This window comes from Gelatiniphilus marinus (assembly GCF_042684345.1).
In the GTDB taxonomy this organism is placed as follows: Bacteria; Bacteroidota; Bacteroidia; order Flavobacteriales; family Flavobacteriaceae; genus Gelatiniphilus; species Gelatiniphilus marinus.
The window spans coordinates 1,140,982-1,166,232 of record NZ_JBHULK010000001.1; the positions used below are offsets into that span (position 1 = coordinate 1,140,982).

The following is a 25,251-nucleotide window of genomic DNA, read 5'->3' on the forward strand; positions in this document are numbered from 1 at the left end:
CTAAAGGCCAGAACTGAAAATCGATAACTTTTGCTATCATTTTTGCTTGTAATGCTTAACTAATAAAATTGAAGGTTAATGGGTAACTTGGGGTTTCGCCCTTATTTGCTTTTATGGCGTTTACTATTGGAAACACTACCGATATAATACCCAAAACCATTAAGCCTAAAATACCCAAACCAAACAACAATATTAACGGCACACATATAATGGCATATATAATTAAGCTTAACTGGAAGTTTATAATGCTTTTGCCATGTACATCCATTTTATATACTTTTTCTTTTTGGGTAAGCCAAAGCACGAGTGGCAACAATAAACTGCCAAAACCCAAAACAAGCGTTATAAGCTGGCTTAAATGCGTAATAACTATAAGTTGATTATCTTGTCTCTTCATGATATTTGCTTTTTTTTTCGATTGATATGTATTTGACGCTGAAAACCAAATAATGTTACACCTTTTATTGTAGGTTATTTTTAAAAAGGAAATTTTTGTTTTGCCCAAAGAGCTAATAGAAACGGCCACATTAGGGTGATATAATTAACAGCCTTATTTACTTTGAATAACAAAAAACGGAATATCTATATTAAAGGCAAATGTTTCTACCTCGTGCCGTTTAAATAAGCGGGTTAAAAAAGAGTGCCGCTTGTTCATCATGGCCAGTACATCAACGCCTTTTTCTGCTATGTAATTATGCACGGTTTTAAACATATCTTTAGTATTAGTATCTATAAACTCATGCTTGGCAGAGTTAAAATTGGCATTGAAAAACTCCATATTATCCAAAGCATTATTGGCCAAATGGTTTTGGTCTGCCAGATGAAGCACATCTAATTTAGAGTTCGCTAGGGTTATTATATCCTTTAACGGTTTAAATTCGCTGGATTTAAACAGCTTAGAGTTCAAGGTTGCAAAAGCTATCTTGTCAATACTTTTAAACTTGCAACCATCTGGTACGGCAAGTACGGGCAAATTGCAGCGCTGTATAACCCTAACGGTATTGCTACCAAAAATTATTTTTTCTAAACCCGTTGCACCTTTTGTACCCATAACCACCAAATCGGCTTTGTTTTTTTTGCACACTTGCTTAATGGCATCAATAAAATTATCGTAATCTACCACAGAGTAAAACCGATGCTTTTTATTAGAGTGCTTTTTTTCTATCTCTGAAATAATATTGGAAATAGATTTTTTGGCAGCATCAATTAAAGTTTTGTAAATGGTCGCAGATGCCGATACCACCATCATATCATCCGATATAAAAGACGATGCTTTTTGAACGTTTAACAAGTAAAAACGACACTCAACATCTTTAAATAAAGCTACGGCATAATTAATGGCGTTTATTGAGTTTTTAGAAAAATCTGTTGGCAATAGGATGGTTTTCATTTGTTAATTTTTTATTTGCTAAGATGTAACAAACCATTTGGCATTTGGCCTAAAATACACTTAATGCACTGGTTTAATTAATAAAACATAGAACTGCATTACTTTGTAAATATATTACAGCAACAAAGATTAAACTATGACAATTATCAGTTACAAAGCCAACTTCGCCGTAAAGCAAAAAAAAATTAGCATAATATTGTAAAGGATTGTATTTTTCCACCAAATACAGGCCTTATAAATACAATAAGCCTTAATTATTTTTTATATGATTTACCGTTTTTTTACTGTTTTTGGTTTTTTAGCACTAAGCTTAAACGCCCAAAACAATAGCATTGCAGCTGGAGAAAAACTTACGTTTAGCGCAGCCTATAACATGTCTGGTATTTTAACCGATATTGCCGAGGTTAACATGGAAACCAGTAGCGTAAAAACAACAAATGCAACATTATTGCGATTAAAATTTACCGCGGCAACCTATAGCAAATGGGACCATTTTTTTAAGATTAGGGATTTGTACGAAAGTTATGTAAACCCAAAAAACCTTTTGCCATATCTGTACAAGCGCGATATTAACGAGGGCAACTACTACAAATACATGAAATATGTATTTAGCCACAAAACCAAAACTGTAAAATCGCAATTAAAAAAGAAAAACAATTACGAGGAGAACAAAACTTTTAGCATAAACCCTGAAACCAAAGATATTGTAACATCGCTATATAAAATACGCTTATTCGATTTTAAAAACATGCCCGTTGGCTCCAGTAAAACGCTAACCATCATTTTTGACCGTAAAGAGTTTACTGGCCAAATTACCTATTTAGGAAAAGAAACCCTAACAACTGCCATTGGAAAAAAAACATGCTACAAAATAGCTATTGGATCCAGCCAAACCCAAGTTTTAAAAGGAAAAAACAGCAATCTTTTATGGCTTACAGCCGATGAAAACAAAATTCCCGTTTACGGAAAATTTAAAATCCCAGTAGGCAACGGCGAGTTAAAAATAAAATCTGCCACTGGTTTAATGCATTAAAAAAATGAAAAAAACATTTACAATTCTAGCTATAATAGCTTCGGTGTTGGCCATTATAATTTCGGTTCTTCCTCTATCGAACCTAGCAATAATACCATGCACCATCGCACTAATTTCCGGATTGGTGGCGTTTTACCTATCAAGAAAAAGGGGCGAAGTAAAAAAAATTATCCAATTCACGTTTTTGTTAACCCTAATTGCATTGGCCATTAGCGGTTACAAATCATTGTTTAACACTTCCAAGATTAGCAATACCAAGGCTCTGGAAATAAAAGAAGCACAGTCTGAAGAAGAAGCCATTGAAGAATTAAACGAGCTAGATATTGATGAGATTGAACTTGAAGATACAGGCCTATAAGATTGTCCGTTTATAAATTGGCCTTTTTATGTTTTATTTTATTTTTCTACCCTTAAAAAAATATCAATTGTAACATAATTAGTAGAGCACTAATGTAAATAGAAACAATTAAAGCTACATTTTTAATCCCTATAATCTTATAGATTTAGCAAATAGCTATATTAAAGCTTTTAAAACGTAAAAAACTAGCATTTTAACTTAGACTGCTAAAACAATAGAGAAATCTAAAAAAATCAATATTATTTAACTTTATATTTATCGGCTTTTTTGTAATATAGTAACATAAAACAAACACTTAAATACCATGAGAAAATTAGGTTTCCTTATTTATATAAGCATTTTAATGGTTTCTTGTAGCAGTTCGCATAACAAAAACGCTAAAAAAGATGTTACAGATTATGCAAAAACCATTACCGTAAACGAATTAAAAGATATGCTTTATACCTATGCCTCCGATGAGTTTGAAGGTAGAAATACCGGAGAGCCCGGGCAAAAAAAAGCGGTCGAGTTTATTAAAAAACACTATCAAGACAATAAAATACCATCGCCAATTGCAGAGGGCGATTATTATCAAGAAATCCCTGAAGCCTATTTTAATGGTAAAGCCAAAGCATCAGAAAACGTTTTGGCTTACATAAAAGGATCTGAAAAACCAGACGAAGTTATTGTAATTTCGGCGCATTTAGATCATATTGGCATATCATCAAATGGCGAAATAAACAACGGAGCAGATGATGATGGGTCTGGCACCGTTGCCATTTTAGAAATTGCTGAAGCTTTTAAAACAGCCGAAAAAGACGGTAACGGACCAAAACGCTCTGTACTTTTTTTACATGTAACAGGTGAAGAAATTGGGTTGTTCGGTTCGCGGTATTACACCGATGTAGATCCTGTTTTTCCTTTAGAAAATACCGTAGCTAACTTAAATTTAGATATGATTGGTCGCGTAGATGAAAAACACGAAAACGGCGATAATTACTTGTATCTAATTGGTTCGGACAGATTGAGCAAAGAACTGCACGAGGTATCTGAAGCTGCTAACAAAAAATATGTAAATCTGGATTTAGATTATTCATACAACGATATTAACGACCCAAACCGCTTTTATTACCGATCGGATCACTATAACTTTGCAAAAAACAATGTACCCGTTATTTTTTATTTTAATGGCACACACGACGACTACCACAGGCCATCGGACACGCCAGATAAAATAAACTACGAATTTCTAGAAACACGCACAAAACTCATATTTTATACGGCTTGGGAATTGGCTAATCGAGATGAGCGGGTTAAGGTAGATTTAAAATCTACTTAATTATTAAATGTTAAAATCTTATTGTTCAACAATTTTGAAAAAAAAGAACTTTTATACTCTTAGCTCTTTCAATTATACTTTTAAACTCTTACTATTCTTCTAGAATCCAACCTAAAGAATTTCTAAAATTAGAAAATACAAATGAGCAGTTAAAAGCGTATATAACTAATCCAAGATTGGAAAAGGAAGTTGAAATTCTGAAATCATCTGAATTATTCACAATTGTTGAGGATAATATAAATGTAAACTTAAATATTAAACTTTATCAAATAGCTAAAAACAGACTCGGAGGTAACGGAACTCTTTGTTCTATAGCTATGTTTACACTTATGCAATTGCCATGTTATAGTTATAGTTATTCTTATTTATATATTTAAATTTGACGAAATATATAAAACAACATAAAGAAAAAAGACATTAAATTGCTCATATTCAAAAGGTTTTGGTTTTGGGATTTTCTTTCTTTCAAGAAGAATTTTGAAAAAAAAGCCGGTAAAACATTATTATGAATGTATTATAGAGACAAATAACAAATTCACGTTAAAAGAGTAAATTTAATTCAACAAAAAAAGCCTTTCAATGTCTTGAAAGGCTTTTACTTTTGGGTGGATGATGGGATTCGAACCCACGACCCTTGGTACCACAAACCAATGCTCTAACCAACTGAGCTACAACCACCATGTGTTTTTATTATAAAACTTTAAAAGTATTTTATAAAAGGAGTACTTTAACCAATTTACTAAAGTGAACCTGTTACTTGCATTTTGTAATGCGTGTGCAAATGTAATTGATTTCCCTTTTTCTACAAAGTCTTTTATAAATATTTTATGCACTTTTATAAAAATAAAAGCAGCAATAAATCAAACTACAAAACATGAAGGCAACAGAACACCTAACAATCAACAATTTAAGATTTTAACAGCAATTAATACCTACTTTTTTATTAAGCTAAAGCAAATGCTTAAAATACCATTTAAACACTTTTTCGCATTGCGCTAATCTATACCTGCTAGAATAATTTTAATCCTGTTTGTTTTAACAATTATTTTTTAAAAGATAATTTTATGCTTAAGCACTGGCATAAATACACTTAAACCCCATTTTTTTTATACTATTTGCATACATCCCTTTAAAGTCGTAACATTACGAGGCAAAAAAAAAAGTAAATGCAAGACAAAAAAAATATTTCGGAAATTAAAATAGAAGACCAAACCATTATAGACCATACCGAATTAAACATTTGGGAGGCTCTAATACCTGTATTTGCACTAGTTGGCATGCTTGCCTTTAATATATATATTTATGGAGATGATGCCCTAAGCGGCAGTAATCAATTTGTCCTTTTATTAGGAGCCGCCGTGGCTGCAATTGTTGGTTACAGAAACAAAGTACCTCATAAAAGAATGATTACCGAAGTTGCTGAAAACGTAAAATCCACTACCGGAGCTATTTTAATTTTGCTCATGGTAGGCGCGTTGGCCGGAACCTGGTTAATTAGCGGTATTATACCAACCATGATTTATTACGGTTTACAAATACTTAACCCCACTATTTTTTTGGCAGCTAGTGTTGTTATTTGTTCCATAATATCTATTGCTACCGGAAGCTCTTGGACCACATCGGCTACAGTAGGCATTGCACTAATAGGTATAGGCGAAACCTTAGGCATATCTGTTGGAATGACAGCTGGGGCGGTGCTATCGGGTGCTTATTTTGGAGACAAAATGTCGCCGTTAAGCGATACTACAAATCTAGCGGCCGCCATGGCTGGAAGCGAATTGTTTTCGCACATAAAATACATGACCCTAACTACAGTTCCAACCATAGTAATTACACTATTAATATTTATAATAATCGGTTTTAATCTAGACACCACCGGCGCACCACTTATTCAAGATAAATTAGATGCCATTGATGCCGCATTTAATATTAGCCCTTGGTTATTTATTGTTCCTGCATTTGTAATTTTTTTAATAGTTAAAAAAAAACCACCGCTTATCGCCCTTTTGTTAGGTGCTCTTTTAGGTGGCGCAGCGGCCATAATAACCCAACCCGAAATTGTAATTAACATTGCAGGTGCAAAAACCTTAAACCTGCAATCTGCTTACAAAGGCGTTATGGACGCCTTAACGGTAGATACTGCCGTAACTACAAGTAGCGCAGAACTTAACGATTTATTTACAGCCGGAGGCATGAAAGGCATGATGGGCACCATTTGGCTTATAATATGCGCTATGGTTTTTGGCGGTGTTATGGATGCCATTGGAGCATTATCAAGAATTACAAAATCGCTCTTAAAAATGGCCCATTCAACATTTGGGCTATTTGCCAGTACCGTAGCCAGTTGTTTGGCGCTAAACTTAACGGCATCAGACCAATACCTCGCCTTGGTTGTACCCGGAAAAATGTTTAAAAAAGCTTATGAAGACAAAGGTTTAGCACCAGAAAACTTAAGCAGAACACTTGAAGATTCTGGTACGGTAACCTCCGTATTAATTCCTTGGAATACCTGTGGCGCCTACCACTCTAAAGTTCTATTTGGATATGCCGGTGCCACTGCTTATATCCCGTATGCGTTTTTTAGCATATTAAGCCCTTTTATCACCTTACTTTTTGCTGCTTTTTCAATAAAAATCAAACAACTAAAATCTAATAAAACATAGTTATCAAAACTATTTTTAACTATAAGTAATATCTATTAATAAATAAGAAAATTGAATTTTATTTCTGCTTAATAATGTATTGGAATTCTATATTTGCACCAAAGAAATCATTAACAATTAAAATAAAATTCACATGTCATTTGTAGGAAAAAAATTCCCGAATTTAAACGTTGACGCCATGAACGAAATGGGCGACACTTTTAAAGTAAACGTATTAGAAGAAGCAGTAAACAACAAGAAAAAGGTGGTGCTGTTTTGGTATCCAAAAGATTTTACTTTTGTATGCCCAACAGAATTACATGCGTTTCAAGCGGCATTAGGCGAATTCGAAAAAAGAAACACCCTAGTAATAGGTGCATCTTGCGATACTCCAGAAGTTCATTTTGCATGGTTAAACACCGCAAAAGACAATGGTGGAATTGAAGGCGTAACCTACCCAATTCTTGCAGACAGCAACAGAAACCTTTCTAGCATATTAGGTATTTTAGACATTACCAACGAAACTTACGACGAAGAAACAGGAACCGTTCAAGTTGAGGGCGATAACGTAACTTACAGAGCTACATACATTATTGACGAAGATGGCATTGTGCAACACGAAAGCATCAACAACATGCCTATTGGCAGAAATGTTGGCGAGTACATTCGTTTGGTAGATGCCTTAACGCACGTACAAGAAAAAGGCGAGGTTTGTCCCGCAAACTGGGAAGAAGGTAAAGAAGCCATGGGCGCCAACTCTAAAGCTACAGCAGAGTATTTAGCTGCACATGCAAACTAAAAAATAAAATCAATTACAAGCCTAATTAAACCATCTTAATACATTTTTATTAAGATGGTTTATTATAGCCGCTCTAAACAAAAAATTAAATCATGGTAAAAGAATTAGAACAAGACAATTTAGAAACCATTGTAAAAGAAAACCAAACTGTGGTTGTACAATATTCAGCTACTTGGTGTGGTAACTGCCGCATTATGAAACCAAAAGTAAAAAAACTAGCCTCAGAGATTGAAGGTGTTACTTTTGTTATCGCAGATGCGGAAAAGTTCACAGAAAGCAGAAAATTAGCAACTGTTGATAATTTACCAACATTTGCAACCTTTAAAAACGGAAACTTTGTAAACCAAGTACAAACCAACAAATTTGAGGTTTTAAAGCAACTTGTAGAAGAAGTTATTTAAAAACAAATAAGATTTTCGCTTTCGCGGAAATTAAAAATAAATTATTAATGAAGCTACCAGTTATTAAACACCTAACGCAGTTTATTGAGGACAACGACGAGGATTTCGTTATTGAAACCATTGAAACCTTAGAAGCCTTAACCGAAGTGCCATCTTTAAAAGATGAAGAACTCGATGTTATTGGCGAACTTATTTCCAACATGTATGGTGCCATAGAGGTTAACAAAATAACAAAAACCGGCACCCCGAAAAAAGAAGCATTAAATAGTTTTATGGGCCGCGTAATGGGGTCTATAGACAAATAAAAATTGAAAAAGAAAAATTGCAGTTTACAAAACCACTTTGCTAAAGCAGAGTGGTTTTTTTATTTTGTGCCAAACTAAAATCTGTTTAAATGCATAACTAAAAACTTTAAATCGATTTAATAAAAAATCTAATTAATGTATATTACCAACCTTTCTAAAAACAGAAATTATGAAGGAAAACAAAATGCTAATCTATATTAAAGACGTATTGGGAAACATGCCCGCAGATTGGCTTAACCTAACAACACATCGATTAGATATTTACAACGAGCAATTGGCAAAAACAGAATTTTTAGAGCAGTTTGAAACCTTATTCAACACCAATAATTCTCAATTATCAGCCCTCCATCAATTACCAACTGCTTACGACTATGTTAGACTGGGCCATCCCTTATCTTGCGTATTGGAATGGGCCGTGGCTAAATTAAACCATATAAAACCAGAACAAGTTATTGGTTTTTCATCTAAAACCATGCCTATTTTAGCCATTTTAAGAAACAATTTATTAGCTAACAAAAACACCCAAATTTTGTACAATGGCGAATTACCAAAGTGTTTTGATGCCGAAGTGATAAAACAAGTTTATGGATATAAATTTACTCTAAGAAAAATTGAAAACCTATCGGCCATTTCAAGTCCCGAAAACTTTCAGCATGCCAATAGTACCATATTAATTTCTCAGCAAGACAATATAACTTATTTTAATTTAAACCCAAATATCGATTTTTTCATTAATACCCACCAGCACTTTGGAAGCATATTAGTTGTAAACGGCAAACAAAACAACCACTATATCCCAAACATTCAGCATGTACGAAGAAGAGAGACTATTGCCATGACACCAGCCAATTGCCTTTCAGCTTTAAAACGGCTAACACATCCATCTTCACAAAATAAATTGGCACATTACAAAACAAACAAAGCTATTGTTTTAGATGCTATTGCAACCATTTCAGGCTCGAAAACAAAAGCACTTGTTGCTTCTAGCGGTTTATCTATTCAATATGCGATTATGATGGGACTTATTGATAATGCACTGGAAAAGCATAAAGGAAAGACCATAAAATTTATAGTTCCACCAAACTGTTATGGCGGTACAAACGACCAAGCAAGACGTGTTGCCACTTGCAACAAGCTTGTTGAAATTGTAGATTTACCCGTTGATGGCGACAATAATATGGTAGAAAGCCTTGATACCGTTTTAAACCAAATCGCCATAGAAGATGCTGTACCTTTTATAATTGCCGAAATACCAACAAACCCAAGAGTTGAAGTCCCAAACCTGAAGCAACTAAAAGCTGTTTTAAGTGCAAAACGCAAAACAAGCAAAGGTACATTGGCTATAAACCCTGTTTTTATTTTAGATCAAACATTTTGTCCTAATGTTCAATTTTTAGGTGAAGGAAAAATATTTTCAACCCTTAAAACCATTTCTTATGCTAGCGGATCTAAATTTGCAAGTGGCGGGCTGTGTACTGCTGGCTACTGCGTAGGAAATAAAAAAACGGAAATTATAATGGATAAGATAGAATTACATCTGAAACTTTGCGATAATGAGGCTACAGATACTCAAATGAAAATATTGGCAAAACAACTGCCCACAATGAATCAGCGAATAATCGATGCTTATAAAAACACCCGCGAATTTGTAAACTTTATTGGTAAAAACTTACCAAATGCGAAAATCAATTTTGTTTCCCAAGAACTAGCAAAACAGGGTTTTACACCCTCTGTTTTTTCATTAGATCTTCCAACAAAAGGAGATACCGCAGAAGAAAAAGAAGCCCATAAAAGAGCATTAAACCATAAACTCATTCGTTTAATGATTAGCAAAATCCCCAACCAAAGCAAGCATTGTGTAAGTTACGGACAATTAAAAGGCTGTTATTGGACCATACCCGCTACATCTACCCAAGGCACCACCAAAGAAGGAGATAAAGATTATATAGCTCGTGTTGCGCTTTCTCCTGATATGGATTTAGAACGCCATAAAAAGGTTTTTTTAGATTTTGTTGATAGCATTTGAAAACCCCTTAATCACTAATTAAAAAGGGCTATAATAGCTTTAAAGCCTTTTTCTTTTGCAAAATCTAAAGCTGTTTTACCAGTTTTATCTTTACAAGTTACATCGGCTTTATGCTTTAACAGCATTGCAACCATTTTTGTTTGATTGTACATAGTTGCAAAAATAAGCGGGGTTATTCCTTGGTTATTTTTAGCATTTAGGTTTGCTCCTTTTTGTATTAGTAAAGCAGCTAGATCTGTATTTCCTTTAAAAGCAACGCCAATAAGGGCGGTATTTCCAGAACTATCTGTAGCATCTATTTCAGCCTTAAAATTTAATAGTGTTTCAACAACATCGTTTTTATTAAAATAAGAAGCGAAGATTAAAGGCGTAAATCCTCTGGTATCTTTTGTACTAACTAAATTTGGATTTCTTTGTAATTGAGCTTTTACATGCTCTATTTTACCTTGCTGAATGGTATTAAAAAACAGCTCTATTTCGTTCATTAATTTATTACAAATAAGTTTGAGCACAGCCGAATCCTTTCCAGTTTTGGGCTTAACAAGCTTTCGACTGCGCTTAAAAGATAATTAACATTTTATTTTAAATCAAAACGATCTAAGTTCATCACTTTTGTCCAGGCTGCAACAAAATCGTTTACAAATTTTTCTTGTCCGTCGCTAGCGGCATAAACTTCAGCAATAGCACGAAGTTCAGTATGAGAGCCAAAAATCAAATCGGCACGAGTGCCTTTAAACTTTACAGCTCCGGTTCTTCGGTCGCGCCCTTCAAAAACCTTATCATCATTAGAAGTTGCGCTCCAAGTATAGGTAAAATCAAGAATATTAGTAAAAAAATCGTTGGTTAAGCTTCCAACATTATCTGTGAAAACGCCATAATCAGACCCGTTATAATTTGCTCCTAACACACGTAAGCCACCAACTAAAACGGTCATTTCCGGAATAGAAAGCGTTAATAGGTTTGCGCGGTCAACCAATAAATCTTCATCGGCGACGGCTTTTAATTTTGAATTCATATAATTTCTAAATCCATCAGCCAAGGGCTCTAAATATCCAAAAGATTCTATATCGGTTTGTTCTTGAGACGCGTCGCCTCTGCCTTGAGTAAAAGGTACCGAAACTTGATGTCCTGCTCTTTTTGCAGCTTCTTCTACCGCAGCCGTTCCTGCCAAAACAATTAAATCTGCCATAGAAATGGTACCGTTAAATTCGTTTTGAATAGCTTCAAGGGTGTTTAACACTTTGTTTAATTCGGCTGGATTATTAACTTCCCAGCTTCTTTGAGGTTCTAAGCGCAAACGGCCACCGTTGGCCCCTCCTCGCATGTCCGATCCTCTAAACGTAGAAGCCGAAGCCCATGCTGTTTTAATTAATTGCGAAATCGATAAACCAGATGCTAAAACCATCTTTTTTAATTTAGCTATATCTGCTTCACCCAAGGTGTAATTAACCTCAGGAATTGGATCTTGCCACAACAACTCTTCTTTAGGCACCTCTGGCCCAAGATAGCGATGGATTGGTCCCATATCGCGATGTGTTAATTTATACCACGCACGTGCAAAAGCATCTTCAAAAGCTTTGTGATCTTTATGAAAACCTTCGGATATTTTTAAGAAATCTGGATCCATTTTCAGGGCTATATCTGCGGTAGTCATCATTAAGGCTTGTTTGCCGTTTGGGTCTCCGGCTTTGGGTGCTTTTTTAGCATCTGGGTTTGTTGGAGTCCATTGATGCGCTCCGGCCGGACTTTTGGTTAATTCCCAGTCATAATTTAGCAAGACATCAAAATACTCTTCATTCCAACGCGTAGGGTTTGGTGTCCACGCACCTTCTAAGCCGCTTGTAATGGCATCATCTAAAACTCCAGTTCCGTAAGTGTTTTTCCAACCTGTGCTCATTTCTTCAATAGCTGCGCCATGGGGTTCTTTACCAACATATTCATCGGGGTTTGCAGCTCCGTGTGCCTTTCCAAAAGTATGCCCACCGGCAACTAGTGCTACTGTTTCTTCATCGTTCATGGCCATACGGCCAAAGGTAATTCTTATATCGTGAGCAGATTTTAAGGGGTCTGGTACCCCATTTGGCCCTTCAGGGTTTACATAAATCAAGCCCATGTGTACAGCCCCTAAATGCCCTTCTAAATCACCATCGCTAGTGTCGTAACGCTCATCGTTGTCTAACCATCCGGTTTCGCTTCCCCAATAAATATCTTGTTCTGGCTCCCAAACGTCTTCGCGTCCGCCGGCAAATCCAAATGTTTTAAAACCCATGGATTCTAAAGCGCAGTTTCCTGCAAGAATCATTAAATCTGCCCAAGAAATTTTATTTCCATATTTCTTTTTTACTGGCCATAACAATAAACGGGCTTTATCTAAATTTCCGTTATCAGGCCAACTGTTTAAAGGTGCAAAACGCTGATTTCCGGTTGAGGCTCCACCTCTACCATCTCCAACTCTGTAGGTTCCTGCACTATGCCAAGCCATTCTAATCATTAAGCCTCCGTAATGCCCATAATCTGCTGGCCACCAATCTTGAGAGTCTGTCATTAAATCGATAAGGTCTTGTTTTAAAGCAAAATAATCGATGCTATTAAAGGCTTTTGCATAGTTAAAAGCAGACCCCATAGGATTTGATTTTGCTGCGTTTTGCCTAAGAATATTTAGCTTCAGCTCGTTAGGCCACCAATCTCTGTTGCTTGTGCCACGACCAGCGGTTTTTTTTTGGTCTCCACTTAAAAAAGGGCATTTACCGGCATTAGACTCATTTATGTCCCATGCTTCACCGTTATTAATGTTTTTGTCCATATTAGTTTAGTTTTTATGATTGTTGATAGAATATGTTTTTAAAATTAATAATTTAAAACACTGTAAAAACAAAACCCTTATTCTTAATAGTGATATTGAAATTGATAAAACCTATCATTATTATATATTTGATAGTTTTAAGATATGAAGATATAAGTTTATAACGATACAAAAATTAAGCTTAAATGTTAACAAAATTTAAATTAATAAGAATAAGCTATTAAATATTCCTATTTTAGATGCTCTAATAAAAAAATAAAATTATGGCAACAGTTACATTAAAAGGAAACCCAATAAACACCTCAGGAAATTTACCAAAAACGGGCACTAAAGCACCAGATTTTTTACTAACGGCAACAGATTTATCAACGCATAGCCTAAGTAATTATAAGGGAAGTAAATTGGTTTTAAACATTTTCCCAAGTGTTGACACAGGTACTTGTGCACAATCTGTACGAACCTTCAATCAAGAAGCAAGCGTACTGGAAAACACTAAAGTACTTTGTATTTCGCACGATTTGCCATTTGCACACGCACGCTTTTGTGGCGCCGAAGGTTTAGAAAACGTGATTAGCTTGTCTGATTATAAAAATGGTAGTTTCGGTAAAGCATACGGTTTAAACTTTATTGATGGCCCATTGGAAGCTTTACATTCGCGTTGCGTAGTGGTTTTAGACGAAAATCACAACGTTAAATACACCGAACAAGTTAGCGAAACCGTTGATGAACCCAACTACAAAGCAGCTTTAGAAGCTTTAATGGATGACTAAAAAAAAAGAGTCTTTTTTAGTAAATCGCGTAAAAAGCGTGGGTTACGCTTTTAAAGGTGCTCTTATCCTTTTAAAAACAGAAGCGAGTATAAAAATACAGTTTATCATCGCCGTTATTGTTACTGTTGCTGGATTCGTTTTCAATATTTCAACTAACGAATGGATGTTGCAATGTTTAGCAATAGGCATGGTTATTAGCATTGAAGGCATCAACACCGCCATAGAAGCTATTGCAGATTTTATACATCCGGAGCACCATAAAAAAATTGGCTTTATAAAAGATATTGCTGCTGGTGCGGTTTTTATTGCTAGTATTTTTGCTATTATTATTGGGTTTATAATTTACCTTCCTAAGATTTTTTAATATACGATTACCCTTAGGATAAACGTTAGTAATTTGTATTTTTGCTCAATCGTTTTTAACGATGCAACCCTGAACTTGTTTCAGCATCTCAATTTGATATTACAAACCATTAATGGCGAAGAAAAAAACAAAGGCTAACAAAGCACCAAAACGCAAAATTAAAAAACCAAATTTAAAGTTATCAAGCCAGCAAAAACTGGTTTTAGGTAGCTTTTTGGCTATTTTGGGCATCGTGCTTTGCATTGCATTTATCTCGTTTTTCTTTACCGGCGAAGCAGACCAAAGCAGCTTATCTAATTTTACCTCTCGCGAAACCAAAACCCAAAACTGGTTAAGTAAAAGCGGTGCTTGGGTAAGCGACTTATTTATACAACGTGGCTTTGGCGTATCGGCTTTTATAATATCCGGATTGGTTTTCCTTTCTGGCGTTTATGTACTTATGGACATTGCCAAATCTAAATTGCGCAAACACTGGTTTTGGGGTACTTTAATCGTTATTTGGCTATCTGTTCTTTTTGGTTTCTTTGGTGATAAAAACGACATTCTTGGGGGCACTATTGGTTTCGAGGTAAACACCTTTTTACAAGATTATATAGGAAAAATAGGCACATCGCTCTTGCTTTTATTTGGCTTAATCACGTATTTGGCCATCCGTTTTAAACTCACTTTTCAAAGTATAGCAAAACTATTTACATCTGCAAAAAAGGACATAAAAGATGAACTCTCGCAAGCCAATGATGAATTTTCTATTGCGTTGGACAATAATTTATCTGAAGAGGCCGAAGCCATAAAAACCGCTTTTGATATTCCGTTAGACAACAATAAGCCCACAGCAACAAAACAAACCCAAACGGAAACCGAAACGCCTTTGGAGTTTAAGGTTGCCGAAGAAGAAGAAAAAGAAGAAGAACCAGATTTGGAAATGAAGGTTGAAACCCTAGCCGAAGAACAATCGGAAACCGATAATCTAGCCAACAAACTGGTTGAAGATTTTGGACAATTCGACCCTACTTTAGAGTTGGGCAACTATCAATTTCCGCCACTCGATCTTCTAAAAAAATACGATACCGAAGGCATTACCATCAATCAAGAAGAGCTTGAGGAAAACAAAAATAAAATTGTTGAAACCTTAAACAATTACAAAATAGGTATCGCCAGCATAAAAGCTACCATTGGCCCAACGGTTACATTGTACGAAATTGTTCCCGAAGCCGGTGTGCGCATTTCAAAAATCAAAAATTTAGAAGACGATATAGCCTTATCGCTATCTGCACTTGGTATTCGTATTATTGCACCCATCCCCGGGAAAGGCACTATTGGTATTGAAGTGCCCAATAAAAACTCTACCATTGTGTCGATGCGTTCGGTAATCGCTTCAAAAAAGTTTCAAACTTCCAACATGCAATTGCCTGTTGCTTTGGGCAAAACCATTAGCAACGAAACCTTTGTGGTCGATTTGGCAAAAATGCCGCACTTACTTATGGCTGGCGCCACTGGACAAGGAAAATCGGTAGGTTTAAATGCCGTTTTAACATCGCTATTATATAAGAAACACCCTGCTGAAGTCAAGTTTATTTTAGTCGATCCTAAAAAAGTAGAGCTTACGCTTTTCAATAAAATCGAGCGTCATTACTTAGCAAAACTACCCGATAGCGAAGAAGCTATAATTACCGATAACACAAAGGTAATCAATACATTAAACTCGTTGTGTATTGAAATGGATAACCGCTACGAATTGCTAAAAAATGCCTTATGTAGAAACATTGCAGAATACAACGCCAAATTTAAAGCCCGAAAATTAAACCCTAACGACGGGCATCAATTTTTACCCTACATTGTTTTGGTAGTTGATGAGTTTGCCGATTTAATAATGACTGCCGGAAAAGAGGTTGAAACCCCAATTGCACGTTTAGCACAATTGGCGCGTGCCATTGGCATTCACTTAATTATTGCCACGCAGCGTCCGTCGGTTAACGTTATTACGGGTATTATTAAAGCCAATTTCCCTGCGCGTATTGCATTTAGGGTAACCAGCAAAATAGATTCGCGAACCATTTTAGATGGCTCTGGCGCCGACCAACTTATTGGGCGCGGTGATATGCTTTATACCTCTGGAAATGACATTACTCGTATTCAATGCGCCTTTGTTGATACACCAGAAGTAGAACGTATTACCGAGTATATTGGCTCTCAAAAAGCATACCCCGAAGCCTACCAATTGCCAGAGTATGTTGGCGAAGAAAGTGGCACAAGTATTGATGTTGATATATCGGACAGAGACAAACTGTTTAAAGACGCCGCTGTGGTTATTGTTACCGCGCAACAAGGGTCGGCTTCTTTGTTACAGCGAAAATTAAAATTAGGATACAATAGGGCCGGCAGGATTATCGATCAATTAGAAGCCGCCGGTATTGTTGGCCCGTTTGAAGGCAGTAAAGCCAGACAGGTTTTAATACCCGATTTATTGGCGCTCGACCAGCATTTAGAAAACGAAGTATAATTAGAATTTCCGCGAAAGCGAAAAAAAAGTTATTCAATGAAAAAAATATTTAGTATTTTACTACTCACAATTTCAATTAGTGCATTCGCCCAAAACAAAGGCAAAGCCTTATTACAAGAGGTTTCAGCTAAAGTAAAAAGCTACGATAATATTGCAATAGATTTTAAATACATCCTTGAAAACACTTCAGAAAACATAAAACAAGAAACCCGTGGCGATGTGGTGATGCAAGGTGAAAAATATAGATTGAACATTCTTGGGATTACGCGTCTTTTCGACGGAAAAACCACGTACAGCATTAGTCCAGAAGACGAAGAAGTTACCATTTCTTCTGATAATACCGACGAGGAAGACAACATTACCCCAAGTAAAATGCTATCGTTTTACGAAGATGGATACACCTACGCCATGGATATTGAGCAAAACATAAAAGGCCGAAAAGTACAGTATGTAAAATTAACACCAATAGATTCCAACTCTGAAATTAAGCACATTCTTTTAGGTATTGATAAGCAAACCAAACATATTTATAACCTGATTCAAATTGGAAAAAACGGCACAAAAACGACGCTTACCGTAAATTCTTTTAAAACAAACGAACCTTTATCGAAAAGCTTATTTACCTTTGATGCCAATAAATACAAAGAGTATTACATCAACAAACTAGATTAGGCCCTTTTGTGAAAATTCTTGACCGTTACATACTAACCACCTATCTTAAAACTTTTCTCAGCGTGTTTATAATTCTCATGCTGATTTTTGTTTTGCAGACCATTTGGCTTTACATAAAAGAGTTGGCCGGCAAAGATTTAGATATGGTTGTTGTGGTTAAGTTTTTGGCCTATTTTATGCCCAAGCTTATTCCGCTGGTTATCCCGCTTACCATATTATTATCGTCTATTATGGTATTTGGCAGCTTTGCCGAGAATTATGAGTTTGCCGCCATGAAATCTACCGGGATTTCCTTGCAGCGTGCCATGTCTGGACTAAGCATATTTATTGTGGTTTTAGGATTTACAACCTTTATGTTTTCGAACAATGTAATTCCGTGGGCAGAATACAACTCGCTAAACTTGCGAAAAAACATTGCCAAATTAAAACCCGCAATGCTTTTAGCCGAAGGACAGTTTAACGAAGTTGGAGACTACAATATAAAATTTGCCAGCAAAAGTGGCGACAATGGGCAGTTTCTTAACGATGTAATTATCCATGTTAAAGGAACCGATAAACGTAAAAATGCAACCACCATTAAATCGGTTTCTGGAGAACTTATAGGTAAAGAAACCTCGAATGTTTTAAAGCTTATTTTATTTGACGGAAATTATTACAACGATATCCATCGTAAAAACCCAAAAGAAAGAAAGAAACAACCCTTTGCCAAAAGTACTTTTGAAAAATACATTATAAATATAGATTTATCTGAATTAAACAACAACGTGGATATTGATGACAAATCGTATTCAAACAAATACAATATGCTTAATTTAAGCGAGCTAGATTACACCATTGATTCGCTTACAGAAAAACGCAATAAAGCACACCAAACGCTATCTAAAAATTTACACCAGCGCAGTAATATCACCAGGCTAAATGGCGTTAACATTGCAAAACCCAAAAACGACTCTATTTACAGCGGTGCCATATTAGATTTGTACGAAACAAAAAACAAATCGCAACTTATAGATTTGGCTTTAAGAAACATAACAAGCACCAAGCAAATTATTGAATCTAAAAAAGTAGAACAAAAGTTAGCTAAAAGCAATTACAATAAGCACATTGTTTCTTATCACGAAAAATTAGCCCTTGGGTTTGCCTGTGTTATTTTATTTTTTGTAGGTGCACCACTGGGCGCCTTAATACGCAAAGGCGGTATTGGCTTACCCATGGTAATTGCCATACTGTTGTTTTTATCCTATCATTTTATAGGTATTTTTGCCATAAATAGTGCAAAAAGTGGCGATTTTAACCCTATACTCGCCAGTTGGTTTTCTACACTCGTTATGCTGCCGTTGGGTGTGTTTTTAACTAAAAGAGCAACCGACGATAAAGGCTTGTTTGAAATGGGCAATATTATTGAACCCTTAAAAAAGATTTTCAATATTAAAGCTAAAGACAGTGTTAATTATAAATTTCTTTCGGCTTACAAAAATGAAGAACTCATTCATGTCATTAAAAATTTCGATTCGCTGGGGCACGAAAAAAACACAGCTTTTGAAGCGCTTAAAATTCTTAACTCTAGAGGTGTAAAAATAGGCGAATTAAGAAATGAAAATGTACTAATAGACAACACATTTGATGCTTCAAAAAACATATTTGCAAACTATAAAACACATTCAAAATTTGCTATTACCCTGTATGGTATTGGTGTTGTTCTTTTGGTATTGTTCTTTGTATTTAAAAACAATAAAATGCCATCGTTACAATCGGCTTCCATTCAACTTAGTGCCGTTTCGCTGTTTTTATTCATCATTTATTATTTAAAATCCATCCTTAATCTAAACCGCTTTTATAGCCATATCAATAAAAAAGAAAAGTCGCCCAACAGTATTCTTTTAATACTCGGCACACCTTTATATATGCTATTATATCCTTTTTTAAATGTGAAGATTAACGAAGACCTAAAACAAAACTTTTTATATAGTTTAAAATAAGCAATATCTTTGCCGCATGATTTTACAGCCCATGACCACACATAAAACCTCTGAATTTAAACTAAATACCATCCACGAAGCCATAGACGATATACGAAATGGCAAAGTGATAATTGTTGTAGATGACGAAAATCGAGAAAACGAAGGCGATTTTGTGGCCGCCGCCGATATGGTTACCCCGCAAATGATAAACTTTATGGCAACCCATGGCAGGGGGCTTATTTGTACGCCACTTACCGAAAACAGGTGCAAAGAGCTGGAACTTAACATGATGGTGCACAACAACACTGACCCTATGGAAACGGCGTTTACCGTATCTGTAGATTTACGAGGCAATGGCGTAACCACTGGAATTTCGGCCAGCGATAGAGCAAAAACGGTTAAGGCCTTAATTAACCCGAACACCAAACCTTTTGAGTTGGGCAGACCCGGGCATATTTTTCCGTTGGTTGCCAAAGAAGGCGGTGTTTTAAGACGCACAGGACACACCGAAGCCGCCATAGATTTTGCACGTTTGGCAGGCTTAAAACCCGCTGGCGTTATTGTTGAGATAATGAACGAAGATGGTTCTATGGCACGCTTGCCACAGCTTATTCAAGTGGCAAAAAAGTTGGACTTAAAAATTGTATCTATTGAAGATCTGGTGGCTTATAGAATGCAACACGACTCTTTAATTGATAAAAAAGAAGATTTTGATATAGAGACCCGTTTTGGAACTTTTAGGCTAAGAGCCTACCAGCAAACCACCAACAACCAAGTGCACATTGCTTTAACCAAAGGCCAATGGAAAGACCAGGAGCCCGTGCTTACCAGAATTAATTCTACCTTAATTAACAACGATATTCTTGGTACGCTTACCAATAATGTAGATAAGCAATTAGACAATATGTTTAAGCTTATTAACAGCAAAGGCAAAGGCGCCATTTTGTTTATTAACCAAGAGTCTCAGTCTATGAATATTTTAAAACGCTTATCGTTTATAAAGGACAATCAGCTACCCAATACAATATCGAAAGCACCAAAGGTAAATATGGATAATCGCGATTTTGGTATTGGTGCCCAAATTCTGCACGACCTAAACATCCATAAATTAAACCTTATGTCCAACACCGAACAGACCAAACGTGTAGGTTTAATTGGCTATGGTTTAGAGATTGTAGAATATGTTAAATATTAAAAAAGGAAGCTAATACCGCTAAGTATTAAACCTCCTTTTCATCAAATTAATAGCTGCTTTTTTAAATTACTTAATTACTATTTTTTTTGTTGCACTTTTATTACTGTTAAATACTTTTAACACATAAATTCCAGCCCCTAATCTTTCAACATTAAGCTGTTTGGTGTTGGTTGATTGCATTACTTTTTTGCCTAAAACATTATACAGTTCCACTTTATCAATAGCTATTTTAGATGCTATATTTATAACATCAGAAGTTGGATTTGGAAACACCTTAAAGCTTTCGTTTTCAAAAGATTCGGTACTTAAAGGAGCAGCGACCGAATAGTCCATTTCAAATTTAGCTTCGTTAACCCATGCATTAGATAGCCATGTCTGGAAAGCATATACCTCCTTATTGTTATTAGCATTATAGGTACTTAATTCCCTATCGGAGTTTACGTAAGCCGATCCGTTCCAGGATTGTTGTACATGCTCGTCATCTTTTTCAATAGAAATGGTGTAATATGTTAAATATCTTTCAAACAAATTGTAGCTGCTCCCGTTGTACTCTTCAACAATCACTTCGCGCAAACCTGGAGAGTAAGTGGCTGTTGATCGTTCAATTAAATCCCAATCGCTTCCATTCCATTCATATTCTAACTCTTGGTTGGGTTGCCCGGGTGCTAAATAAGCATATTCAGATTTTTCGGTATTTACCAAAGTCCCCAACTCCGCTTCTTGATAAGTTATCTTGGTAATATCATTACCGGAAAATTCGTAGAGTTCTTTGCTTGTATTATAACCTAAAATAAAACTATAGGTAGTTATATCTTTAACATTGCTTGTACCTGCATAGTAGGTATATGAATCTTGAGAAGTGTCTATCCACTGCATGGAAATGTTGTTCCAAATTTGCTTTAAATCTGTTTCAATATCGTTATTAACATTATAGGTTTTAATATTTTGGTAGGATAGCTCCATACCAGGCATGGCATAGCCTACAATTTTGGTTTCCTTATTGCCCCCATTGGCATAAGTTAATATTTCGGTTGCTTCTAGTTCCCAATCTGCTGGTACTTTATTAGGGTCCCAACTATAAATTCGTCGCTCGTCAATCTTGTAAGACTGCGAAAAACCCGAAAAAGTCATCAGAAAAGTTAAAATAATTGCTGGAAAAAGTAAAAGTTGTTTCATTGATAATAGCTTTAAATGGTTTATATATATACATCGGAAAAGATAAAAAATGTGAGCATTAATTATCAAAACACAAGATGTTTTAAACAAAATTTAAAGGCAGAAAAAGTACATACACACCAAACTACCAATAGCTATTAATTAAAAAAAATGGTTACAACATCAAGATCGAAGCTTTTTTAAAATGGCATCGACAAGGAAAAAATTAATGGAGATTGAGAGTGGACTAAAACTATGAATTTTATTTAAAAAATAAAAATAAAAACCCACAAATTAAGCCTTTAGAGCAGACCTTATAATGTTAACCATTGTATTAGCTCTATTTTTCACTTCTTCTTCTGTCCACGATAATTTTATTAAACAGGATATATTTCTAGAAATATAATGATCTGATTTTTCGAAGGTTTTGGTTTGAAGATATTCTAAACCTTTTTTCACTTCCGTGGAAATTGGATATAATGATTTTAAATCTTTTAGATGGTTCCAGTTTCTAATGTAATGCCAATTGTTATTATAATAATTCCAACAAGCATCAACGCCGTTATCATTAAATGCTTTTGAAATCGTATTGGCAATTTCTGCATCTGGCAAAAAGAAACTTAAAAAGGCATAACTTTCTTCTCCGCCATCGGGAACCGTTCTAAAGTTAACTTCGGGTATTTGCGACAAGGCATCGCGTAAAATATTATAGTTCTTTTTTTGAATGGCTAAAAACTCGGGCAAGCGTTTTACTTGGGCTAAACCCACGGCTGCGTGAAGTTCAGAAATGCGGAAATTATAGCCTAAAAACGGATGGGTTTCTGCGCCTCTGTCGTTACCCACATGGTCGTGGCCGTGATCGCTGTAGTGGTCGGCATTTAAGTAATAGGCTTTGTTGTTGGTTATTACTGCACCGCCTTCTCCACAGGTTATGGTTTTTACAAAATCGAACGAAAAACAACCCAAATCGCCAATGCTGCCCAATGGCTTGCCTTTGTAAGTACCACCAATGGCTTGACAAGCATCTTCAATTAATAACAAATTATGCTTGTTTGAAATGGCTTGCAGTGCATCCATATTGGCCATGCTACCGCACATTTGAACCACCATAATAGCTTTTGTTTTTGGGGTAATGGCTTGCTTGACAGCTTCTGGGTTTAAGCCTAAGGTATCATCAATGTCAACTAAAATCGGAATAGCTCCCAGCATCATAATAGCCTCGAAACTGGCTACAAAAGTGAATGTTGGCATAATAACCTCATCTCCGGCACCAATGCCTGCTGCTGCTAATGCTACCGATACTGCTGCTGTACCGCTAGATACCAATTGCACGTGTTTGGACTGCAGGGTGTTTTGCAATTCTGATTCTAATTCTTTGGCTTTCCAATGGCCATTGCGCATGCCATCAAAACCGTAGCGCATAAGCACGCCGCTTTGTAAAACATCATTTACTTCGTTTCTTTCTAAATTGCTGAATAATTCGAATCCTGGCATAATGTGTGTTTCTTTATTTATTGTTAAATAGAACGCTGCTTTTACGTTAGTGATTGAGGGATACTTCGACTATGCTCAGCACAAGTTGTTAATGCTCCTCGATTCCGAAGCTTCGGGAGAGATAGCGACTGCCGAACGCCCGACTTAACGAAACTTCAGGACTGGTAACGCCCAAATAATTTATAGTTCTATTATGGTTTCTTTAATTGGTTTTCTTACTTTTTTGAGGGTTGAGAACATATCGTTTTCTGCTCGATACCCTACGGGCAACAATAATACTGATTTTAATCCTTTTTGTGGCAATTTTAGTATGTTATCGTATTGTTTTGAGACGAATCCCTCCATGGGGCAGGAATCTATGTTTTCTATGGCGCAGACGGTCATTAAATTTCCCAAGGCTATATAGGCTTGGTTTGTGGACCATTGCTGGCGTTGCTTTACAGACATGTTGTTTAGCATTTCCAAGAGATCTTTTCTGTAGGGTTCCAATATAGTTTCGGGAGTGTTACGTATGGTTTTTATGTTGTGGTAAAGGTTGTTTACATCGGTGGTTTTTATGTTGTCTTGTATGCAGATAACCATTAGGTGTGAGGCTTCCAAGACTTGTTTTTGGTTGTAGGAATGGGCTACTAATGTGGCGCGAATGTCTTTATTTTCTATAATTAACAAGCTTATGGTTTGCAGGCCATAGGAGGTTGCCGTTAGGTTAAAAGCTTGTTTTAAGATGTTTAGCTTTTTTTGGGTTAGTTTTTTTTGGGGATCAAACTTTTTTGTGGCGTAGCGCCATTGCAGCTGTTTTATTGTATCCATATTTTTACAAGACTTTGTGCAAAAATAGGATTTGTAACTTTGTTTTGGCCACGAAATGGAATAAAATAAACTTATAAAGGGCGAGATAAAATTTATTTTAAAAAAGTAGATGTTTTATTTGAAAGAAATAAAAAAGGGTTCTATATTTGCACCCGCATTCAGGGAATACCTGATGAGATTCACTAGGAGAAATGGCAGAGTGGTCGAATGCGGCAGTCTTGAAAACTGTTGAGGGTCACACCTCCGGGGGTTCGAATCCCTCTTTCTCCGCCAAGATTTATTCAAAATCGACGAAAGTCCTGTAAACTCAATGTTTATGGGACTTTTTTTTATATTATAGTTGATACTATAAAATTACCTGAAGTCCATATCTATTATTCAATTGATAAAATAAAACTTATAAAGCGTATTACTTGATTATAATTTCCAGTTATTCAATTATTCAGAAAATAACACTTTAATATCCTTGACCAAATTAAAAATTGGCGAAAAGCTCTAAACCACTATAAAATTCTTTACCTTTATAACAACTTCAAAACCAGATAAATACAACAATTATGATAACCACCAACCAAATGCAGACCATTATCCCCGACATGAATTGGAAAAAAGCAGAATTTTACTTACCACATGTAAATACAGTGCTACCTAACTTTGGCATAGACACCCCGCTCAGGAAAGCTCATTTTCTGTCTCAACTAGCACACGAAAGTGGTGGACTTAAGTATAATCAGGAAAACCTAAACTATTCAGCGAAAGCTTTAAGGAGTGTGTTTGGAAAGTATTTTAAAACAAACGAAATTGCAGAAGCCTACGCTCGCAAACCCGAAAAAATTGCCAATAGGGTTTACGGAAACAGGATGGGTAATGGTGATGAAGCAAGTGGAGATGGTTGGAAATTTCGAGGTCGAGGTTTAATACAACTTACAGGAAAAAATAACTATCAAAAATTTGCTCACGACCACGGCGTTGATTGTGTAAACAACCCTGATTTAATTCTCGACCCTGAATTGGCACTTACTTCCGCCTGTTGGTTTTGGAAAAAAAACAACATTAATAGGTACGCCGATGACGACGACATCCATATGGTTACCAAACGTATTAACGGCGGTACAAATGGCCTGCTTCACCGCCAACATTACCTCGATTCTTTTAAGCGACTTTATAAGGTTTTGGAGGCTGATAAATCCTAAGTTTATAACGCTAATAAAAACAAATACCTTTAGTGTTTTTAGGTTTAGCTAATAAATAAAGT

Annotated in this window: 22 protein-coding genes and 2 tRNA genes; 16 read left to right on the forward strand and 8 right to left on the reverse strand. The window is 35.8% G+C overall.

Annotated features, from left to right (window positions below; translation table 11 throughout):
- Nucleotides 1–55 precede the first annotated feature (55 nt).
- Complete coding sequence (locus ACFSQS_RS04795; protein ID WP_388014910.1) at nucleotides 56–397, reverse strand: DUF4870 domain-containing protein; 342 nt, start codon at nucleotides 395–397, stop codon at nucleotides 56–58.
- Between the two features lie 153 nt (nucleotides 398–550).
- Entirely contained in the window at nucleotides 551–1,390 is an 840-nt protein-coding gene (locus ACFSQS_RS04800; RefSeq protein ID WP_388014913.1) for a universal stress protein, read from the reverse strand.
- Between the two features lie 265 nt (nucleotides 1,391–1,655).
- Between ACFSQS_RS04800 and ACFSQS_RS04805 the strand changes: the two genes are divergently transcribed.
- From ACFSQS_RS04805 to ACFSQS_RS04815, 3 genes are all read left to right on the forward strand, one after another.
- Nucleotides 1,656–2,423, forward strand: coding sequence for a DUF3108 domain-containing protein (locus ACFSQS_RS04805; RefSeq protein WP_388014916.1), 768 nt, complete (start codon nucleotides 1,656–1,658; stop codon nucleotides 2,421–2,423).
- Between the two features lie 4 nt (nucleotides 2,424–2,427).
- On the forward strand, nucleotides 2,428–2,781 hold the full coding sequence (locus ACFSQS_RS04810; protein WP_388014919.1) for an FUSC family protein: 354 nt from the start codon (nucleotides 2,428–2,430) through the stop codon (nucleotides 2,779–2,781).
- Between the two features lie 304 nt (nucleotides 2,782–3,085).
- Nucleotides 3,086–4,099 (forward strand): M28 family metallopeptidase, encoded by a 1,014-nt coding sequence (locus ACFSQS_RS04815; RefSeq protein WP_388014922.1) that lies wholly within the window; start codon nucleotides 3,086–3,088, stop codon nucleotides 4,097–4,099.
- 604 nt (nucleotides 4,100–4,703) lie between these two features.
- On the opposite strand, the gene ACFSQS_RS04820 is transcribed toward ACFSQS_RS04815, so the two are convergent.
- Nucleotides 4,704–4,777: transfer RNA gene (locus ACFSQS_RS04820), tRNA-His, on the reverse strand.
- A gap of 488 nt (nucleotides 4,778–5,265) precedes the next feature.
- Here ACFSQS_RS04820 and nhaC point away from each other — a divergent pair.
- From nhaC to ACFSQS_RS04845, 5 genes are all read left to right on the forward strand, one after another.
- A complete protein-coding gene (gene nhaC, locus ACFSQS_RS04825; protein WP_388014925.1) occupies nucleotides 5,266–6,762 on the forward strand; it encodes a Na+/H+ antiporter NhaC in 1,497 nt (498 codons plus the stop codon).
- A 133-nt stretch (nucleotides 6,763–6,895) separates the two neighbouring features.
- Nucleotides 6,896–7,540 carry a peroxiredoxin gene (locus ACFSQS_RS04830; protein ID WP_388014928.1) on the forward strand — a complete coding sequence of 215 codons (645 nt, stop codon included), beginning with the start codon at nucleotides 6,896–6,898 and terminating at the stop codon, nucleotides 7,538–7,540.
- Between the two features lie 92 nt (nucleotides 7,541–7,632).
- Nucleotides 7,633–7,941: a thioredoxin family protein gene (locus ACFSQS_RS04835; RefSeq protein ID WP_388014931.1), complete on the forward strand. Its 309-nt coding sequence runs from the start codon at nucleotides 7,633–7,635 to the stop codon at nucleotides 7,939–7,941.
- 47 nt (nucleotides 7,942–7,988) lie between these two features.
- Nucleotides 7,989–8,246: a DUF6952 family protein gene (locus ACFSQS_RS04840; RefSeq protein WP_388014934.1), complete on the forward strand. Its 258-nt coding sequence runs from the start codon at nucleotides 7,989–7,991 to the stop codon at nucleotides 8,244–8,246.
- Between the two features lie 169 nt (nucleotides 8,247–8,415).
- Nucleotides 8,416–10,272 (forward strand): cystathionine beta-synthase, encoded by a 1,857-nt coding sequence (locus ACFSQS_RS04845; RefSeq protein ID WP_388014937.1) that lies wholly within the window; start codon nucleotides 8,416–8,418, stop codon nucleotides 10,270–10,272.
- Nucleotides 10,273–10,286: 14 nt separating this feature from the next.
- On the opposite strand, the gene ACFSQS_RS04850 is transcribed toward ACFSQS_RS04845, so the two are convergent.
- Both ACFSQS_RS04850 and katG read right to left on the reverse strand, forming a co-directional pair.
- Nucleotides 10,287–10,757 carry an ankyrin repeat domain-containing protein gene (locus ACFSQS_RS04850; protein ID WP_388014940.1) on the reverse strand — a complete coding sequence of 157 codons (471 nt, stop codon included), beginning with the start codon at nucleotides 10,755–10,757 and terminating at the stop codon, nucleotides 10,287–10,289.
- Nucleotides 10,758–10,849: 92 nt separating this feature from the next.
- Nucleotides 10,850–13,075: a catalase/peroxidase HPI gene (gene katG / locus ACFSQS_RS04855; RefSeq protein WP_388014943.1), complete on the reverse strand. Its 2,226-nt coding sequence runs from the start codon at nucleotides 13,073–13,075 to the stop codon at nucleotides 10,850–10,852.
- Between the two features lie 263 nt (nucleotides 13,076–13,338).
- Here katG and tpx point away from each other — a divergent pair, with 263 nt between their 5' ends.
- From tpx to ribB, 6 genes are all read left to right on the forward strand, one after another.
- Nucleotides 13,339–13,845 (forward strand): thiol peroxidase, encoded by a 507-nt coding sequence (gene tpx / locus ACFSQS_RS04860; RefSeq protein ID WP_388014946.1) that lies wholly within the window; start codon nucleotides 13,339–13,341, stop codon nucleotides 13,843–13,845.
- Nucleotides 13,838–14,209: a diacylglycerol kinase family protein gene (locus ACFSQS_RS04865; protein ID WP_388014949.1), complete on the forward strand. Its 372-nt coding sequence runs from the start codon at nucleotides 13,838–13,840 to the stop codon at nucleotides 14,207–14,209. Before tpx ends, ACFSQS_RS04865 begins: the two co-directional genes overlap by 8 nt.
- A 112-nt stretch (nucleotides 14,210–14,321) precedes the next feature.
- Complete coding sequence (locus tag ACFSQS_RS04870) at nucleotides 14,322–16,709, forward strand: DNA translocase FtsK (RefSeq protein WP_388014952.1); 2,388 nt, start codon at nucleotides 14,322–14,324, stop codon at nucleotides 16,707–16,709.
- A 36-nt stretch (nucleotides 16,710–16,745) separates the two neighbouring features.
- Nucleotides 16,746–17,381: a LolA family protein gene (locus ACFSQS_RS04875; RefSeq protein ID WP_388014955.1), complete on the forward strand. Its 636-nt coding sequence runs from the start codon at nucleotides 16,746–16,748 to the stop codon at nucleotides 17,379–17,381.
- Nucleotides 17,382–17,389: 8 nt separating this feature from the next.
- Nucleotides 17,390–19,360, forward strand: coding sequence for an LptF/LptG family permease (locus tag ACFSQS_RS04880; protein ID WP_388014958.1), 1,971 nt, complete (start codon nucleotides 17,390–17,392; stop codon nucleotides 19,358–19,360).
- A 31-nt stretch (nucleotides 19,361–19,391) separates the two neighbouring features.
- Entirely contained in the window at nucleotides 19,392–20,537 is a 1,146-nt protein-coding gene (ribB, locus tag ACFSQS_RS04885) for a 3,4-dihydroxy-2-butanone-4-phosphate synthase (RefSeq protein WP_388014961.1), read from the forward strand.
- A gap of 66 nt (nucleotides 20,538–20,603) precedes the next feature.
- Here the strand turns inward: ribB and ACFSQS_RS04890 are convergent, their stop codons facing one another.
- The 3 genes from ACFSQS_RS04890 to ACFSQS_RS04900 form a co-directional block, all read right to left on the reverse strand.
- On the reverse strand, nucleotides 20,604–21,713 hold the full coding sequence (locus ACFSQS_RS04890) for a T9SS type A sorting domain-containing protein (protein WP_388014964.1): 1,110 nt from the start codon (nucleotides 21,711–21,713) through the stop codon (nucleotides 20,604–20,606).
- Nucleotides 21,714–21,986: 273 nt separating this feature from the next.
- Nucleotides 21,987–23,186: a DegT/DnrJ/EryC1/StrS family aminotransferase gene (locus ACFSQS_RS04895; protein WP_388014967.1), complete on the reverse strand. Its 1,200-nt coding sequence runs from the start codon at nucleotides 23,184–23,186 to the stop codon at nucleotides 21,987–21,989.
- A 180-nt stretch (nucleotides 23,187–23,366) separates the two neighbouring features.
- Nucleotides 23,367–23,996 carry an NAD(P)H-dependent oxidoreductase gene (locus tag ACFSQS_RS04900; RefSeq protein WP_388014970.1) on the reverse strand — a complete coding sequence of 210 codons (630 nt, stop codon included), beginning with the start codon at nucleotides 23,994–23,996 and terminating at the stop codon, nucleotides 23,367–23,369.
- Between the two features lie 185 nt (nucleotides 23,997–24,181).
- Between ACFSQS_RS04900 and ACFSQS_RS04905 the strand changes: the two genes are divergently transcribed.
- Nucleotides 24,182–24,269: transfer RNA gene (locus ACFSQS_RS04905), tRNA-Ser, on the forward strand.
- A 284-nt stretch (nucleotides 24,270–24,553) separates the two neighbouring features.
- The gene (locus ACFSQS_RS04910) at nucleotides 24,554–25,189 is read left to right on the forward strand and encodes a glycoside hydrolase family 19 protein (RefSeq protein WP_388014973.1); all 636 of its coding nucleotides are present in this window, start codon (nucleotides 24,554–24,556) and stop codon (nucleotides 25,187–25,189) included.
- The last annotated feature ends 62 nt before the right edge of the window (nucleotides 25,190–25,251 follow it).

Excerpts from the sequence above, each read along its gene's own strand:
- ACFSQS_RS04795 (WP_388014910.1), bottom strand. The coding sequence starts at position 397 with ATGAAGAGACAAGATAATCAACTTATAGTTATTACGCATTTAAGCCAG.
- ACFSQS_RS04800 (WP_388014913.1), bottom strand. The coding sequence starts at position 1,390 with ATGAAAACCATCCTATTGCCAACAGATTTTTCTAAAAACTCAATAAAC.
- ACFSQS_RS04805 (WP_388014916.1), top strand. The coding sequence starts at position 1,656 with ATGATTTACCGTTTTTTTACTGTTTTTGGTTTTTTAGCACTAAGCTTA.
- ACFSQS_RS04810 (WP_388014919.1), top strand. The coding sequence starts at position 2,428 with ATGAAAAAAACATTTACAATTCTAGCTATAATAGCTTCGGTGTTGGCC.
- ACFSQS_RS04815 (WP_388014922.1), top strand. The coding sequence starts at position 3,086 with ATGAGAAAATTAGGTTTCCTTATTTATATAAGCATTTTAATGGTTTCT.
- nhaC (WP_388014925.1), top strand. The coding sequence starts at position 5,266 with ATGCAAGACAAAAAAAATATTTCGGAAATTAAAATAGAAGACCAAACC.
- ACFSQS_RS04830 (WP_388014928.1), top strand. The coding sequence starts at position 6,896 with ATGTCATTTGTAGGAAAAAAATTCCCGAATTTAAACGTTGACGCCATG.
- ACFSQS_RS04835 (WP_388014931.1), top strand. The coding sequence starts at position 7,633 with ATGGTAAAAGAATTAGAACAAGACAATTTAGAAACCATTGTAAAAGAA.
- ACFSQS_RS04840 (WP_388014934.1), top strand. The coding sequence starts at position 7,989 with ATGAAGCTACCAGTTATTAAACACCTAACGCAGTTTATTGAGGACAAC.
- ACFSQS_RS04845 (WP_388014937.1), top strand. The coding sequence starts at position 8,416 with ATGAAGGAAAACAAAATGCTAATCTATATTAAAGACGTATTGGGAAAC.
- ACFSQS_RS04850 (WP_388014940.1), bottom strand. The coding sequence starts at position 10,757 with ATGAACGAAATAGAGCTGTTTTTTAATACCATTCAGCAAGGTAAAATA.
- katG (WP_388014943.1), bottom strand. The coding sequence starts at position 13,075 with ATGGACAAAAACATTAATAACGGTGAAGCATGGGACATAAATGAGTCT.
- tpx (WP_388014946.1), top strand. The coding sequence starts at position 13,339 with ATGGCAACAGTTACATTAAAAGGAAACCCAATAAACACCTCAGGAAAT.
- ACFSQS_RS04865 (WP_388014949.1), top strand. The coding sequence starts at position 13,838 with ATGACTAAAAAAAAAGAGTCTTTTTTAGTAAATCGCGTAAAAAGCGTG.
- ACFSQS_RS04870 (WP_388014952.1), top strand. The coding sequence starts at position 14,322 with ATGGCGAAGAAAAAAACAAAGGCTAACAAAGCACCAAAACGCAAAATT.
- ACFSQS_RS04875 (WP_388014955.1), top strand. The coding sequence starts at position 16,746 with ATGAAAAAAATATTTAGTATTTTACTACTCACAATTTCAATTAGTGCA.
- ribB (WP_388014961.1), top strand. The coding sequence starts at position 19,392 with ATGACCACACATAAAACCTCTGAATTTAAACTAAATACCATCCACGAA.
- ACFSQS_RS04890 (WP_388014964.1), bottom strand. The coding sequence starts at position 21,713 with ATGAAACAACTTTTACTTTTTCCAGCAATTATTTTAACTTTTCTGATG.
- ACFSQS_RS04895 (WP_388014967.1), bottom strand. The coding sequence starts at position 23,186 with ATGCCAGGATTCGAATTATTCAGCAATTTAGAAAGAAACGAAGTAAAT.
- ACFSQS_RS04900 (WP_388014970.1), bottom strand. The coding sequence starts at position 23,996 with ATGGATACAATAAAACAGCTGCAATGGCGCTACGCCACAAAAAAGTTT.
- ACFSQS_RS04910 (WP_388014973.1), top strand. The coding sequence starts at position 24,554 with ATGATAACCACCAACCAAATGCAGACCATTATCCCCGACATGAATTGG.